Origin of the sequence: cyanobacterium endosymbiont of Epithemia clementina EcSB (genome assembly GCF_029919255.1) — a bacterium.
Lineage (GTDB): Bacteria > Cyanobacteriota > Cyanobacteriia > Cyanobacteriales > Microcystaceae > Rippkaea.
In genome coordinates, this window is sequence record NZ_CP123991.1 from 2088748 (window position 1) to 2105356 (window position 16609).

The following is a 16609-nucleotide window of genomic DNA, read 5'->3' on the forward strand; positions in this document are numbered from 1 at the left end:
TAGATTCAATAGAAACTTAAGCCCTAGTAATCATAAAAATGCAATATTCATCTTTGTGATTTTTAAAATAAGTGGTCGCTTAGAAATATTATTAAAATGATCAATAGAAATACACAAGTATAATAATTGTTTTATAACCATTATTCTCATATTTTTTACTCAAAATTTAAGTCTTTATATAAAACAAGAATAAATCTGAGCAAATAAAGCGATATTTATAAGTTACTTGATAAAAATATTTTCGCATTTAGCCAATATTTGGGATCGTTGACATAGTGGACTAAAAATATTTATTTATAGAGAAAAACTACTCATAATTCAATGGAAAAGTCATCGTCAGGCTCTATTGATATGGAGCACTCAAAATAAAATAGTTTCTGATAATTTAGCAACGGCAAAAAATATTAATCACATTATCAATATTCTCTAAAATTAAACCAATATAGCTATTTCTATTCTTAATATCTGCTCATATTTAGAAACTACGACTAGTCGATATTTGATTTTAAAGCGTCAATCACTAAGCAATGTTAGCAGTTTATTATAATGTTACTTTTTTAGCATTTAACTATAACGATAGAATATTAGTATCAATCCAGATTTGATTGGGAATCGTAATGATTTTCGAGTTTTAATAGGGTCAACTTAAACAATGAAAAACCCTATCATCTATAGTTGAACCCCAACATTTAGATTCATTTAACTCCGAAGTGTTACCTCAAATTTCTTCACTAAAGCGTTGCGAATTTTGTCGTGAACCGGTTCAACATCCTCATCAGTTAAAGTACGATTGTCTGCACGATAAACTAGAGTGAAGGCTAGACTCCGTTCTCCTTCAGGAACATTTTCACCTTGATATTGATCGAACAATTCAACCCCTGCAAGTAAATTCCCTCCTGCTTTGTTCATCACTTGAGTTAAGTCTGCAACGGAAACTTTTAAGGACGCAAAAAAGGCTAAATCTCGTTCCACTGCGGGATAGATAGAAAAGGGACTTAAAACAGGGTTTATCAACTCCTCTTGTCCCAACGTTTCTAACAACACGTTGAAATTCAGTGTGAAAGCATATACTGCATCAATCAAATCTTTTTCTTGTCGTAATTGAGGATGCAATTGTCCGAAAATTCCTAATTGTTTTTTACCAACCCATAAAGATGCAGTCCGGCCAGGATGTAACCTTTCATCGCTATCATAGGGTTGGTAGATTACGTCTAACCCTAACCTGACAAAGACACTTTCGAGTATACCTTTTGCTTCATACCACCTCATGAGAACCGACTTTCCGCTGTTAATCCACCGTCCTTGAGGGAACATATCACCACCCATAATTCCCACAACTTCGTCAAATTCTCGATATTTTCCCTCAACTATACGGAAAGTTCGCCCAATTTCAAAAGCATTTAATGCACCATTTCCTTGAGACTGATTATAAGTAAATGCATCAATTAAACCATCAAGTAGATTGGTTCTTAACGCTGCATATTCAGCAAATAAGGGGTTAGTAATGATAATATCCGCTTTTTCTGGTTTAACTAATGAATATTGGACAACTTCCGTCAACCCTACCGCGCGCAACACTTCTCGAACCTTACGTTGAACCTGATAGTCAAAAGAGAGTCCTCCAGGTTCGGTTTTATCAGGTAGTTCATCACAGAAATACTCGTAACCATACAGACGCGCTACCTCCTCGATTAAGTCAATCTCCCGTTTTAGATCCTGATACCGGTAGGAAGGAACCGAAACTTTCCAAACATTATTTCTGTCTTTGACGGGGGTTAAATCACATCCTAGATTGACTAGAATACGTTCTACATCTATTGCTGTCACATTAGCCGTTGTACCATCTTTTTTAATTGGCCCTAAAATTTGATGTATCCGTTCTAATCTTAGGAGAATGGATTCGGTTGACAAATCGGGGCGATTGTCTTCTATAACTTGAGTAACGGGGGTTCCTTCTGCTAACTTGGCAATTAGATCAATCGCAAGATTACACGCTATTTCTAACTCAGATTGATTAATTCCCCTTTCATATCTTGCAGAAGACTCGCTACGCAGACTCTGGCAACGAGAGGAACGACGAATTGTCAGCTGATCGAACAAAGCGGCTTCAAGGACAACATTTTGAGTAGTGTCGTCCACGTCGGTTTCGTATCCTCCCATAACTCCCGCTAAAGCAACAGGTTGATCATTAGCAGCAATAACTAAATTAACAGATTTTAAATTTCTTTCTTGCTTATCTAGGGTTTTTAATGTTTCTTTTTCTGTTGCAAATCGTACCCTTAACGTTAACGGTGTTTTTTTTGCAACGGTTTCCAGTTTATCTCGATCAAATGCGTGGAGAGGCTGTCCCCATTCTAACAAAATTAAATTTGTTACATCCACTACATTATTAATGGGACGGATTCCTGCTACTTCAAGTCTGTTTTGCAACCATTTAGGAGACTGTGCAATTCTCACGTTTTCAATGACGGTTGCCATATATGCAGAACAAACATTTCCGTCTGATACCTGAACTTTGAGGGAATAGGAGGACTTTTTAGGGAAGGAAACTTTCGGAGATTCTGGCAAGTTTAATTCTTCACCTGTTAATGCTGCAACTTCCCGCGCAATTCCCACCATACTCAACGCATCTGCGCGGTTTGCAGTAGGACTAATATCAAGGATGACATCATCTAATCCTAACAAAGGACGAGCATCGGCTCCTAATTCTGGGGCATCATCCTCAAAAATATGGATTCCAGCGGATTTATTGGATAAACCAACTTCAGCAAGGGAACAGATCATCCCCTCAGACTTAACTCCTCGAAGTTTTGCGGGTTTAATTTTCAGGTCAATTTTGGGCAAATAAGTTCCTATGGTAGCCACAGGAACAATGCTATCAGATGCTACATTAGGTGCACCGCAGACAATATTTAAATAGGTTTCCCTACCAATATCTACTTTACAGATGCTTAATTTATCTGCGTTGGGATGGGGTTGGCAATCAATGATTTTGCCAATAACTACTCCATTTGCCCATTGACGACGATCTTCTATTTGATCGACCTCCAATCCTGCTGTGGTTAAAATATCTGCTAATGCTTCAGGAGAGAGGGTTATATTTACTAATTCCCTTAGCCAGTTGACCGAAATCTTCATGGTGTTTTAATTTTATCTGTTGTCTACGATCGTGACCAGTTCTTAGTTTACCTTCTCTGTGGTCTATCTTGTAGTTAAAGAGATGATCGTTTATAACTGGGTGCATTTAATCTGAAAACACTTATTATTTTTAGTTATAAACACAAATTAGTTTAAACTCATTCTCTTTTCTACTTCTAATAAGATTTCTTGTAGAAAAAGAATTATATTAGCTAATAGTAGCATATTTAATATCTGTACTTTTTGTTCAAGAGAAAATTATTTTTTAGTTTGCAGCGTATAATCCAGTGTGATTTCATCTACTTTAAGATTAGTTAAAAGATATTTTTTATATGTTTATAATTAGTTATTTTTACATGAAAATTAAATTTAATATTTATTTTTTTATTTTTAAATTAGAACAAGATACTTAACTTTAGTTAACAGTATTAAAGTCAGTATAATCCAAAGATCTGTGTAAATTATGTTTATGATGAATAGTCCGTAAAAAAATAACGTTGCTAAATATTATTGTCTTGATTTCTACGATGGGAAAAAGAAATATTCCTAGATGAATAAATTCTTTACCCGAGATAGTAGCTGAGAACAATTGGAGTTATTCGGTGGTAATGACTTTCAATCGAGTGGGCAAATGAGTATAATTCTAATCAAATAACCAAAGATTATAATTTTGCTAACTCTATCGCCTTTGTGTTTTACCCTTTTCCAGGGTTATTTTAGGAAAAAAATAAAAAAATTGATTATATGACACAATGTAAGGCGATGAAGTATAGAATGCTATTATTAAATTATCTAGATTACATATTCGCTGAAGTAATAACCGTTTCTATGAAACAGCAAGAAATACTAATCTAAATTCTCAAAGACCGAATAATTGAACAACGAAGATTTAAAATTGCCAATAATACACAGATTCTTAACTGAATTTTAAGTAGGTAAGCTAAAAATCTAAATAGTAACTGAAATAATGTAGAAGTTACAAGAAAACTGTTATTATTGATGTATAAACTATTTATTGGTAGCAAATTTTAAAGATCACTATTAAAATTTTTTAGTCAATATTATGACTAAAAAAGCAAAACATGAAAAAATCTTCTGGTAACGAAAAATAATATTTTTTGTACAAAACTAAAAACTTACCAATTAGCAAAAAAATTATTGGAATTATTTTCCTGTTCTTGTAGATTTAATAGTAAAACTATGATCTTACCGGACTGATGATGTGAAATTAACTAATGAAATGCTAAGTTAATAGACTTTAGAGTTGAAAATTGACAAAATTTATCATTTCATGAGTTCTGCTTTTAATACAGCTCAATTTATTATTGATATCTTTTCCTGTTCTTTGGTCAAAATAGTCAATAATCTCTCTAATCTAACGCCTGATTATACCATAGTTTTTTTAGATTAGTTAGCAAATTTAAATAATCCTAATACCTAGTCTTAGGTTACCTCAAAAATATTATAAATATATCTTTTAATCGGTATATATATGAAAAAAAATTAAGTTCAATACATTTGTTTTGATTCTATTTTCTGCTTTTTAAAAAATCTTCTTTACTTGTATGTCAAACACATTCTCTTTTATTTAACCCTGACAAGATTTTTTATTTGTGACTAGTACTTTTAAGCTCTTGAGCCTCTCATTTAAAAATTTTCCTTCGATTATCTATCTTGAGTATCAACTTGTTACATCATACGAAATTTATTTGCTACTGTAGCAATGACCTTACTGTAAGGTGGTAATTTACTTACAAAGTTTTGTAATTATATCAGTATTTTAACCATGATGCGTAGTGTTATACTTCAGCCTGTGGTATTAATTGATGAACAACATTCTTATGGGGTTTTCAAAAAAATATACTAATCTCTAAACGTTTGGGTTAAACCTTTAGAGATTAGTATATTTTTTTGATTTTTTTTGTTTCTATAATTCCTACAGTAACTTCTTTATCTAAATCTACTAACACTACAGAATAAATTCTTTCTACCTTAAAAACATAAATTTTAGTTCACTGATATCAGATGTTACTGTTACCCTGATTATAGTAAATTACTACAATAATCTTACTATTTTTTCAAAGAACAATCATATTTAATATGATTGTTCTTTGAAAAAATAAACTTAAAAATGGATGTGGCAATACGTTTCAATCAGAGGAAATTTTAGGTTTAAACTGTCAAGTACAGTCCCCTGTTCAGCAATAGAGTAAACTTGTGATTGGCAGCAATTACTTACTATTAAGAGCATGGTTGTAATCTTATTCAAGATAAGAGTTTATCTAACTAGTAGATATTCACAAAAAAATAAAAGTAGCGACACTTTCTAAACTTTTTTTCTTGATTATAAGTCTCAGTAGAGGGAGATATAACTTCAACAATGAACAGAGGATTAACAATTTTATCATTGCGATCACCATTGGAATCTGGGAAGTTGTTGACAACAATCAAATCAACATAAGTCCCACATTGATATTCCTCAATCCAAACTCGCAAATCACTATTGTATAAACGAAAATCTATATCTCTAAGCAAAAATATTAAATAAATCAATGAAGTTTAGCGATAACACTATGTGCTTCTGAACGTTCCTCAACGAGGATAATCTCTCCATCATAGCGTTCTAGACTGTTTTCTATCGTTATCTGATACTCGATCTAAGATTAAGACAAGTTATTGTTAAATCTGGAAAACTAGTTTGGACACAAACCACCATAAGATTTCTTGAATAATGACATCTAAAACCATTATCATTCTCATAATTAAGAATTACCAGTTAAGCAAACCAGATTATCCAGGAGAAACATTAATGGTTCACCAAAGACATCAATTGTCAGTGATTGGTTGGCGTCAGCAAATAGCATTAACAGAACTGAGAATTAGGGAAATTAAGGCAAAAATTGGGACAGGAACGTGAGTGTCTGCCCTTCAAGCTTTTGCTATCGAAATTTTTACTCAAAATTAAAAAGAAATGGTTTGATTCAAGGTCCATTCCTATCAACGGGATACGAAATAAACTATCAGTGCTGAAGCTCGGTTGAAATGTTAGAACATAGAAAAGTCAGAAGTTCGACAAGACATCCTCAATCACGGGTCGTAATTGAGACAGTAGTGAAATTGGGGGATTAGCAATGGCTCATTGAACTAACCTTAACTAATCGAGATGTGATTGGTTTTTGGATGCTATTGGGCTGTCAAGCAATGTGAGAAAGCCTTATGGTGAACGCAGGAAAATCATTTATGCAAAGTTTCTGAGGAAAACAATATGAGAATAGCTATTTTATCTCAAGATGCCTCTCTTTATTCTACCAAGCGTCTTGTAGAAGCTGGAGAAGAACGGGGACATGAAATGCGTGTTGTTAATTACCTACGTTGTTACATGAACATTGCATCTCAAAAACCTTCAGTAGTTTATCAAGGTCAACCTCTGGAAAACTTTGACGCAATTATTCCCCGCATTGGTGCATCAAGGACATTCTATGGAACTGCAGTGGTAAGACAGTTTGAGATAATGGGAGTTTTTAGTGCCAACGAATCCCAGTCCATTGCTCGCTCTAGGGACAAACTCCGTTGCTTACAAATTCTTGCCCGTGAAGGAGTTAGATTACCTGTTACGGGCTTCGCTCATGCTACCACAGATGTTGACGGCTTAATTGAAATTGTCGGCGGTGTACCTTTGGTGGTTAAATTGCTGGAAGGAACCCAAGGAATTGGCGTGGTATTGGCTGAAACTTACCAAGCTGCTAAGTCAGTTATTGAAGCGTTCCGGAAATTGGATGCCAATATTTTAGTACAAGAATTTATTGAAGAGGCTGGGGGCGCAGATACTCGCTGTTTGGTTATCGCGGACAAAGTAGTTGCCTCGATGAAACGACAAGGCGCAGACGGGGAATTTCGCTCAAACCTACACCGAGGAGGGAAGGCCGAGAAAATTAAGTTAACCCCAGAAGAACGAGGTACTGCTGTACGGTCTGCTAAGGCAATGGGGTTGAGAATTGCTGGAGTAGATATGATTAGTTCTAATCGGGGTCCGGTGGTAATGGAAGTCAATTCTTCCCCAGGGTTAGAAGGAATTGAAAAGACAACAGAGATAGACGTAGCAGGAAAGATTATAGAATTTTTGGCAAAAAATACCACCTCGGGAAAAAACCGTGGTCGCATTCAATATTAAGAGGTCAAGATTGACAGAAAATTTGGAGTCAGAATTCATTGAAATTGCAGGAGAGACGATCGCACCGGGAGAATGTCGTCGTTTAGAACTTCCTATTGCACGCTTACCTACCCAAACCTGGGTTTCTCTCCCTATTACAGTAATCAATGGCTTAAACTCAGGACCCAAACTTTGGCTCAGTGCGGCTATTCATGGGGATGAACTCAATGGGGTAGAAATTATCCGTCAGGTGGTTAAAAATGTTGAGCCACAACTATTACACGGCACCTTAATTGCTGTACCTATTGTTAATGTCTTCGGTCTGATTGGACAATCCCGATATTTACCCGACAGAAGAGATCTAAATCGCTCATTTCCCGGATCTAAAAGTGGTTCTCTTGCTTCACGCTTGGCATACCTATTTATGAAAGAGATTGTTAGCCACAGCACATACGGTATCGACTTACATACGGCTTCTATGCATAGGACTAATCTCCCTCAGATTCGCGCTAACCTTCAAGATTCAGAAACGCGTCGCTGCGCCCAGGCATTTGGCGCACCCCTACTTGTACATGCGATGACTCGTGATGGTTCCCTAAGACAAGCAGCGACGAAAAGAGGTATTCCGATACTACTTTACGAAGGGGGTGAAGCTTTACGATTTGATGTAGAGGCTATTCGAATGGGAGTCGAAGGAATTGAGCGAGTTATGGAGTATTTAGAAATGTATCAGTTTTCTCCGGAACGAATGCCAGTCATATCAATAGAAGTAGATAAATCTAAGTGGATACGAGCATCCCGTAGTGGAATTTTTCGCTTAGAGGTAGGGTTAGGAGAAAAAGTCCTGAAAAAGCAGAAGCTGGGAATTATTGCCGACGCTTTCGGTGAAAGTAGCATCAAGATTCGTGCCAGTGTTAATGGGATCGTGATTGGATATACTCAAAATCCTTTGGTTAGTCAGGGTGATGGAATTATTCATTTAGCTATCCTTAACTGAGTTATTACGTTATAACAAGAAGTCGATACTAAGAAATTTAATCAATCATTATGTGGATTCGTCAACCCAGTAATATTATCAGTAAGCTTATCTCTCCTGCAGTCCAATTATGGTTGCGTTCCCAAGTCGACCACGTAGATACCCTACAAATGAAGATTCAAGGAAGTGATTCCCAGATTTTGGGAGGGCATATTCCAGGAATTCTTCTTAAGACTAAAGGTGCGATTTATCAAGGATTACATTTAGGTCAAGTAGATCTTACAGGAAAAAATATCCGCATCAATATTGGTCAAGTGATTAAAGGAAAACCTTTGCGATTACTCGAACCGATCCAAATTTGGGGGGAAGTTAAATTAAGTGAAAACGATTTACAAGCATCTTTAACTTCTTCTTTATTGGGTGATGCTTTTCAAGAATTATTGATCGCTTTACTAGCATATCAAGGCGTTAGTGATCCTCGGCAGATTTTAGACTATTATGAAATTACTTGGCAGGGGGTAACCTTAAGTCAATTAAGTTTTACATTACAAGGATTAGTCACTAAAAATGAAGTATCTACACGGATTATTATTGAGGGACAATTAGAATTAATTTCTTCGAAAAGTTTACGCTTAATTCTCCTTAAAATGGAAGGACTATCGGACTTAATTGATAATTCTTTAGATAAATTAGAATTAGATTTAGGCTCAGATGTGGTGATTGAGTCCTTAAATTTAGGAAATAATCAGTTATTTTGTCAAGCGCAATTGTTAATTCGCCCTTAATAATCAACAATGGTTTTTACCCTTAAACGCGATATTAATCGTAATTATTTTTTATAAAAAATACTTTTTTAGGATAAATAAGCAGAATTAAATTTTATTAAGATTCTAAAATCTTTGATTATTTATTGAAATAAAAGTCCCTTATCAGCAGCTCTACTACTGAAGAATAGATTTTTTATGTTTCTTATTTTTAAATAAATTTAATTAATCAATTTAATTTTGACAAAAATTTATAACTATTTGCTTTTTATTACAAAATCCATAGATAAATTTATCTTAATTAGATTATTGATTAATAATTAATAACAAGAGAGAACTGCTTTGCCCTAGTCTTTTTAGACACATTATTTTTAAATATCTATAAACTTTGTGATATTTAAAAATAAAATAATTAATTGATCACTACACTCAAAATTATTTGTATAAGAGGTTTTTGTAAACGTAACTGATATCCTAAGTGACTTCATATAGATTGGGAAGTATTTGCGGATTAAATTAAACCTTCATACAAAGCATGATTGACTGTATAGAAGATAAAAGGAAACGGTAAGCTGATGTAGCCAAGTATGAGTATCATCGATTTTAAAAAATATCTAGGTAAAGCAGTCTTCATTGGCCGAGCATTTTTATTGCAATCTCTAAATCTGTTCTTATAAAAAAGCCGGGGTGATCGCCATTAATACCGAATTAGTGTACACCAGACATACTCGCACTTCTCCTACAAAAAAGCCTTCAACTTTCTCAATATCATGTTGATAATGATCAAACCCTTGCCCCATTTTATATGTCTAAAACTCTTAAGTTGATTGTGATGAGGTGATTGCTTTCCATCCTATTAACTTATTTCCCATGCGAAACAAGACTGTATTAGCTAATCCTAATTGTTGAATCGCTTGAATAATCTCCTCTTCAGAGGAGGATAATTCGTTGAGGAAATCAGGACATTGACTACAATCTAGACAGACAACTGTCGACAATTCCCAAGATTCTCGAAAAATATGGCATTGAGAAGGTAATACTCTAACCAATTTACGAAATCGATTGATAGCTACTTTTTCTAATTCCGCACTTGTAGAATTGAAATGGGGATGAAAATTGTTCATAAGTCCTCGTAACATTAATGAAGCGACGCTTGCAATTATCTTTCTCATTCAGTGCTGTCTATGACAACGTCGGGGGAAATGAGCTCAACGGACCGCTCTATTAATGCTATATTAGGATTATCGCTCCTGAACTTCGGGATAACCATTGGTTAAACTAATCATTTTTCGAGTCCATTTTTAAGCTAGCATTGATCTAAAATCGCGGTTATTACTCTTGTGACGAAACTTTAAAACAAAAACATCATAACTTTTATTACAAGGAGAAAAATCATAATAATTTAGAGTAAACTCTCAATAACAAAATTGAGTCTGGGTAAATTTTGTTATTATCTACCATGAGAGTAAAAATATGTACTTTTATACATTTTGCTGAAGTTTTGGATATCTATTGTCATAGTACCAATAGATTCTTACTTAGATAAAAATATGAGCTAAGCAATTTATTCAGAAAATTTTAAGAAAATTTAAATTTTATAGATTTGATAGAAAAAGTGTTAAGGAATATTATCAAATAACAGAAGTTGTCGTTACTATATAACTTTCCGATATGAAAAATCCGAATTTATGAATTGGAATTGTTTTGATTCTAGAGAATTAGATCCCTCATTTGTAGGAAAATTAAATCCTATCACAGAGCCTTGAAACAATTATATTAATTATCTAAATCTCAAGTGAAAACAACTGAAGCTTTTTTTACTAATGTTTTCTGTGATGGTGAAACTTCCGTACAAGTAACAACTCTCAAGTGTTAAAGAGCGATAACAATCAATGAACAATGACATTTAATTTAAAAATGTATACAACAAATCGGGATGACTGGATTCGAACCAGCGGCCCCTTCGTCCCGAACGAAGTGCGCTACCAAGCTGCGCCACATCCCGTAGGCAATAGATTCCTCAACATATACTACCATATTCTTTGAGATACACTGGTATAGATAGTACTATCATAGGAGCAAGTAGGACGTGACGGTTAAACCAGAATGGTTAAGGGTAAAAGCCCCCCAATGGCAACGAGTTAGCCGCGTCAAGGAAACGTTACGAGATTTGGAACTTAATACTGTTTGTGAAGAAGCATCTTGTCCTAATATTGGGGAATGTTTTAAGACACTAACCGCTACCTTTTTGATCATGGGGCCAGCCTGTACTCGTGCCTGCCCTTATTGTAACATTGACTTTGAGAAAAAACCTAAAGCTTTAGAGCCCCTTGAACCCCTAAACTTGGCTAAAGCGGTGAAACACCTTAACCTTAATCATGTGGTAATAACCTCAGTTAACCGAGATGATTTGCCCGATGGAGGTGCTTCTCAATTTGTACGCTGTGTCGAAGAAATCCGGAAGATTTCTCCAAGGACAACTATTGAAGTACTTATCCCTGATCTATGTGGTGATTGGAAAAGTTTAGCTATTATTCTAAAAGTACAACCGGAAGTGCTTAACCACAATACAGAAACTATTCCTCGTTTATATCGACGAGTTCGCCCCCAAGGAGATTATCAACGATCACTCCAACTTCTGCAACAGACTAAAAAATTGAACCCCCAAATTTATACGAAATCTGGCCTCATGGTAGGTTTGGGGGAAACCGATGAAGAAGTCCGTCAAGTTATGCTAGATTTACGCCAAGTTGACTGTGATATTCTGACTCTTGGACAGTATCTACAACCTTCTGCCAAGCATTTAGACATTCACGCCTTCATTAATCCAACCCAATTCGATGACTGGCGCAAATTTGGCGAATCTATCGGATTTTTACAAGTAGTGTCTTCTCCTTTAACTCGTAGTTCTTACCATGCCGAACAAGTCCGAGAGTTAATGAAACAATATCCCCGCTAAAAACTCAATTTATACCAAAATATTTAAATCTTTACCTCTGGGTTTGCTATCCGATTAAACTAACGCAGGTGATTAGTATTAGTAACACTATAATTAGTCCCTATGTCCTGTTATTTTTTCTATCGTAGTTGAGATTTGATCTCAATTTGTTAAACTAACTAATCTAGTGATATTTATGTTTATAAAACCTAGAATAACATCTAGGTAAATTTTTACACAACTATGAACACAAGTTAGATAAAAAAAGAAGAGTAAACTATACGGCAATCTTAGTATATATAGGAAATTGAAAACCGATTGTCTTTTGAGAAAAAAGAAATAAAGAGATAATAGCAGGATATTTTTTTAGTTTAGGTTCAGAGTTGTTGAGTTAAATAGAATAAGTTAGTATGGATTGCGGATGTCGTATACAAATGTCGTCAAATAAATGATTCCCAATTCCCAAATGGGAGAGGACAGATTTAATGGCATAAAACAGATTAAGTGAAAGTCCACCAAAGAAAATTTTAAAAAAGAATAATAAGAAAACTTAACAAAAAAAACTTGGCAAAAAAATGAATAGTAAATATTCTTTAATTAATCAAAAAACTACGATATAAAAAGTAGAAACAAGGTATCCTAATCTTAGGAGATAAGGAACATTATCTAGCTATTACAACATATAATATAGCTTGTTTTTCCAATTTAATCTCGGAAAAATGTAAAAGTAATCAATCATAAAATTAAATATCTTAAAAGACAAGCTTATGGACGAACTAACTTTCTTTGTTTTTTTATAAAAATAGTTTTATTAAACTGGTATTTTTTCTGTTATTTTATTAATTCAAGTCTATAAGAGGAGCTAAATATATTTATTAGTCTCTTGTTAGGTAGAGTTTTGCCAGTCATCTATATTCTGTTGTTAATGTCAAATTTTAAAAACAAAATTTCCTATTTATGCATAAATGGTGACGTATATTAAGCTAGTTAAATACCGATTTAAGAAACTTAAATTTTAAAACTTTAAAAAATATTTTTATTTATAAGTTTTTATTTTAATCAACTTAGATTAATTTTTAACGCCTTCTAATATCCCTTGTATAAAATATGTAATTATTTTATTTTTCTGTTTTTATATCTAAAATACGCAGCCTTTTAGCTACGATAATTTTATTCTTTTTATTTTATTTAGGTCAAGATAAATGACAATATTTTCCGTGTTTAATTATGTTTTTTTCTTGATAGATATACAAATAAGCTATTTAGCTTCTTTTTTTTAGATATTATGATGGATATTCTCTTAGGTATAAACTTAATTCTCTGTATATTTTTTATGATTATCCTATATTTTTATAGTAACTTGATTGACGATGGATAGATTTTACTAAGATTAATAATATTATTTTTGATTTTTAAAAAATCTGTTTTATATAAGCTTGTAACCATTCTCAATTTTCTTATTTCTGTATTTTTTACCCTTTTTTTGTCTCAAATTATTAATGCTATATTATATTTTTTGTTGTTTAAATAACAGTATTTTTTTTAAAAAAAAGTTTTAAGCCCTAAAACTTTTCCATCTGTGATTTTTTATCTAAATCTTTGAGTATTGTTTATATCTATAATTTATTTACCACGCTTTTCGGGTCTAGATTTTAAATTTAACTATTTACAATCTCTCTAATAATTTTAGATTGAAATCTTTCAGTATCTTTTATTTTTTTTAAAAAAAAGCTGACTCTTCTGTCAAAGTGAAAACATATTGATTACATCTCATTTTACGACGATCTATCTTGAGATAGAGAGCTTGATCTGCCTAATGCAAATCTCTAATAATCAGTTTTTTATTTTGATAAAATTTATTGATGCTCAAACTACAATAAAGATAAATTACTGTTAGGTTTGTTTTTTAGATCAATAAAACTATTCCTATCTTATTGAAAATCTAATGATGGGTAATGATGAATTATTCTAAATTTTAAATATTTTTAATTAAACCGAGTTCAGAATTTTGCATCATAGGTATAAAATAAGTGGAAATGTTGAGTTTAGTACAATTTAATTTAAATACAAAAAAATTAGGAGATTCTCTATACAATAATTATTGTCTTTTATAAGGCAATTATTAAGAATTAAAAATTTTCTTTTTTACTTTTACGTTTCTCTTTTAGTAAGACTGACTATCCATAATTCTTGATATTGGTGATAGTACTAGTTTTCGTATAGTAGCTCGACGTTCAATTAAACAAATTTTCCAAATCTACCGTGTAATATTAATGCTGTTAAGCTTACCCAAAAAGTCAATAAATATGAAAGTAAAATCTAGCTAGACTATATTAGTTCTCACATTGATACAAACACTAATCTTATAAAAAGAAGATATAAAAAATCTATCTTAACCCCTCTAACAAGTTCAAAGTCACCCAAGTTGTCGTCATAAATGGACAAGGTTAGGATCAATCGTGTCATGTAATTTAGCTCAACTTAAGGAAGTTGCCTTACTATCCAATTACCAATTAACCTAGAGAACAGGAAAGATCTTAACAGTAAAAATATCATGACGATGATTGAAGCAAAATTAAGACAAATTAAAACTCTTTTTAGTCAGATGGAACGAGTATTAATTGCCTATTCTGGAGGCGTTGATAGTACCTTGGTCGCTAAAGTGGCTTATGATGTCTTGGGAGAACGCACTTTGGCAATAACGGCAGTCTCTCCTTCTTTACTCCCTGAGGAGTTAGAAGATGCCAAAACCCAAGCAGCTGCCATAGGCATTGCCCATGAGTGGGTAGAAACCCACGAAATAGATAATTTTAATTATACTACCAACCTCATTGACCGTTGCTATTTCTGCAAAAGTGAACTCCACGATACCTTAAAACCCCTAGCTTCACAGCGAGGATATCCCTACGTAGTCGATGGGGTAAATGCTGATGATATTTACGATTATCGCCCTGGGATTCAAGCAGCTAAAGAACGAGAGGTACGATCACCTCTTGCGGAAGTAGGTATCACTAAAGCTGATGTTCGGCAATTATCCAAAGAATTAGGGCTTCCTTGGTGGAACAAGCCCGCTCAACCTTGTCTAAGTTCCCGCTTTCCCTATGGGGAAGAAATTACGGTTAGTAAACTGCAACGGGTCGGACGGGCAGAGATTTACTTACGCAGGTTAGGCTACAAAAATTTTCGGGTTCGCTCCCAAGGAGATACGGCTAAAATTGAATTACTACCAGACCAGATCAAAGAATTTGTTCTTACTACTAATTTATCTCAATTAGTCACTCAATTTCAAAACTATGGCTTTATGTATGTTACCCTGGACCTAGAAGGTCATCGTAGTGGAAAATTAAATCAAGTTTTAACCGCAATTACACCTAAATGAGAACCCCCAAATTTTCAAAAAAGTCAGTACGGTCACTTCTCAACTAGTTCCGTATTTTGCTTACAAAAAAGATTAGTCTCTTTTAAGCAAGATCTAAAAGTAAGTGACTTTTAGTAGAGAAAATACCCATATTTCTCCGATTTATTCATAAATAACCTCGATAATAATTAATGTAAAAATAATGGTTTGCAGGATTGTAGTATAAATTACTATCTACTGAACAGTATTAGAGTGGAGTGCACTTTCTGTTCCTGAATATACATTATCTCGTTCAGACATTCGTCTGCGAATAGAATTGCTATAAACTATTAATAATTTACTAACTCAGCCCTACACTTATGACAAAACGGGCATTACTCCTAATTAATCGCCATGCTCGCAAAGGTCGAAACCGCTTCGCTCACGCGGTGGATGTCTTAAATGACCTAGGTTTTGAGTTAATTACCGTTCCAGTTAAAAGTCCTGAGTATGTGTCCCAATTAATGCGCCGTCACAGAGATGGTATAGATTTGGTGATTGTAGGGGGGGGAGATGGAACCTTAAATGCAATAGTGGATAGTTTAGTGGATATGAAACTACCTTTGGGAATTTTACCTTTAGGAACTGCTAATGATTTAGCTCGCACCCTGAAAATTCCTCTTGCAGTTGAACAGGCGTGTCGAGTGATTGCTCAAGGCCAACTTAAATATATTGATCTCGGTTGCGTCAATGGGAAACATTTTTTTAACGTAGCAAGTCTAGGACTAAGCGTAGATATAACTGGAAAGTTATCGAAAGGAGCAAAACGCCGTTGGGGTGTTTTAGCCTACGCCATGACCGCGTTGCAAGTGATTGGACAAACTCGTCCTTTTAATGCTGAAATTGTGGTTAATGACAAATCGGTCCGTGTTAAAACCATCCAGATTGCGGTGGGTAACGGGCGGTTTTATGGAGGAGGAATGGCAATTGCCAAGGATGCAACTATCGATGACCAAAGGTTAGATCTCTATAGTCTAGAATTGAACTATTGGTGGCAAATATTCCCTCTGCTATGGAGACTTCCTCAAGGACAACATGGGGTATTACCGTGGGTACGAACTATTGAAGGAGAAACAATGGAAATTTATACCCGTAAAGCCCATTCCATTAATACCGATGGAGAAATCACGAGCCAAACTCCGGCTGCGTTTCGGGTGGTTCCGCACGCTTTAGGAGTCTTAGTTCCTTCCTCAATTTAGGGTTTTCTTTAATAAAAACTATGGACAGATACCTATCAAATGTTTTT

Annotated in this window: 11 protein-coding genes and 1 tRNA gene; 7 read left to right on the plus strand and 5 right to left on the minus strand. The window is 34.1% G+C overall.

From position 1 onward, the window contains the following. Positions 1-699 precede the first annotated feature (699 nt). Positions 700-3138: a phenylalanine--tRNA ligase subunit beta gene (gene pheT / locus P3F56_RS06900; protein ID WP_281152169.1), complete on the minus strand. Its 2439-nt coding sequence runs from the start codon at positions 3136-3138 to the stop codon at positions 700-702. A gap of 2286 nt (positions 3139-5424) precedes the next feature. Continuing rightward, complete coding sequence (locus P3F56_RS10530; protein WP_405054746.1) at positions 5425-5634, minus strand: hypothetical protein; 210 nt, start codon at positions 5632-5634, stop codon at positions 5425-5427. Positions 5635-5869: 235 nt separating this feature from the next. On the opposite strand from P3F56_RS10530, the gene P3F56_RS10305 reads away from it, so the two are divergent. The 4 genes from P3F56_RS10305 to P3F56_RS06925 all read left to right on the plus strand — a co-directional run bounded on the left by P3F56_RS10305 (position 5870) and on the right by P3F56_RS06925 (position 9049). After that, positions 5870-6055 carry a hypothetical protein gene (locus P3F56_RS10305; RefSeq protein WP_342637131.1) on the plus strand — a complete coding sequence of 62 codons (186 nt, stop codon included), beginning with the start codon at positions 5870-5872 and terminating at the stop codon, positions 6053-6055. 348 nt (positions 6056-6403) lie between these two features. After that, positions 6404-7309, plus strand: coding sequence for a 30S ribosomal protein S6--L-glutamate ligase (rimK, locus tag P3F56_RS06915; RefSeq protein WP_281152170.1), 906 nt, complete (start codon positions 6404-6406; stop codon positions 7307-7309). Positions 7310-7319: 10 nt separating this feature from the next. Then, entirely contained in the window at positions 7320-8285 is a 966-nt protein-coding gene (locus tag P3F56_RS06920) for a succinylglutamate desuccinylase/aspartoacylase family protein (RefSeq protein ID WP_281152171.1), read from the plus strand. Between the two features lie 50 nt (positions 8286-8335). Further along, positions 8336-9049 carry an LmeA family phospholipid-binding protein gene (locus P3F56_RS06925; RefSeq protein ID WP_281152172.1) on the plus strand — a complete coding sequence of 238 codons (714 nt, stop codon included), beginning with the start codon at positions 8336-8338 and terminating at the stop codon, positions 9047-9049. 650 nt (positions 9050-9699) lie between these two features. Here P3F56_RS06925 and P3F56_RS06930 read toward each other — a convergent pair. The 3 genes from P3F56_RS06930 to P3F56_RS06940 form a co-directional block, all read right to left on the minus strand. Beyond that, positions 9700-9828, minus strand: coding sequence for a hypothetical protein (locus P3F56_RS06930; protein WP_281152173.1), 129 nt, complete (start codon positions 9826-9828; stop codon positions 9700-9702). Between the two features lie 18 nt (positions 9829-9846). Next, complete coding sequence (locus P3F56_RS06935) at positions 9847-10152, minus strand: hypothetical protein (protein WP_281152174.1); 306 nt, start codon at positions 10150-10152, stop codon at positions 9847-9849. 807 nt (positions 10153-10959) lie between these two features. Next, positions 10960-11033, minus strand: a tRNA-Pro gene (locus P3F56_RS06940). Positions 11034-11117: 84 nt separating this feature from the next. Between P3F56_RS06940 and lipA the strand changes: the two genes are divergently transcribed. From lipA to P3F56_RS06955, 3 genes are all read left to right on the plus strand, one after another. Continuing rightward, entirely contained in the window at positions 11118-11987 is an 870-nt protein-coding gene (lipA, locus tag P3F56_RS06945) for a lipoyl synthase (RefSeq protein WP_281152175.1), read from the plus strand. Positions 11988-14526: 2539 nt separating this feature from the next. Continuing rightward, positions 14527-15345 (plus strand): ATP-dependent sacrificial sulfur transferase LarE, encoded by an 819-nt coding sequence (gene larE, locus P3F56_RS06950; protein WP_281153755.1) that lies wholly within the window; start codon positions 14527-14529, stop codon positions 15343-15345. A gap of 338 nt (positions 15346-15683) precedes the next feature. Beyond that, the gene (locus tag P3F56_RS06955; protein ID WP_281152176.1) at positions 15684-16562 is read left to right on the plus strand and encodes a lipid kinase; all 879 of its coding nucleotides are present in this window, start codon (positions 15684-15686) and stop codon (positions 16560-16562) included. Positions 16563-16609: the final 47 nt, after the last annotated feature.

What these genes read in the sequence shown, in the direction of transcription:
- pheT (WP_281152169.1), bottom strand. Translation starts at nt 3,138, where the DNA reads ATGAAGATTTCGGTCAACTGGCTAAGGGAATTAGTAAATATAACCCTC.
- P3F56_RS10305 (WP_342637131.1), top strand. Translation starts at nt 5,870, where the DNA reads ATGACATCTAAAACCATTATCATTCTCATAATTAAGAATTACCAGTTA.
- rimK (WP_281152170.1), top strand. Translation starts at nt 6,404, where the DNA reads ATGAGAATAGCTATTTTATCTCAAGATGCCTCTCTTTATTCTACCAAG.
- P3F56_RS06925 (WP_281152172.1), top strand. Translation starts at nt 8,336, where the DNA reads ATGTGGATTCGTCAACCCAGTAATATTATCAGTAAGCTTATCTCTCCT.
- P3F56_RS06930 (WP_281152173.1), bottom strand. Translation starts at nt 9,828, where the DNA reads ATGGGGCAAGGGTTTGATCATTATCAACATGATATTGAGAAAGTTGAA.
- P3F56_RS06935 (WP_281152174.1), bottom strand. Translation starts at nt 10,152, where the DNA reads ATGAACAATTTTCATCCCCATTTCAATTCTACAAGTGCGGAATTAGAA.
- larE (WP_281153755.1), top strand. Translation starts at nt 14,527, where the DNA reads ATGATTGAAGCAAAATTAAGACAAATTAAAACTCTTTTTAGTCAGATG.
- P3F56_RS06955 (WP_281152176.1), top strand. Translation starts at nt 15,684, where the DNA reads ATGACAAAACGGGCATTACTCCTAATTAATCGCCATGCTCGCAAAGGT.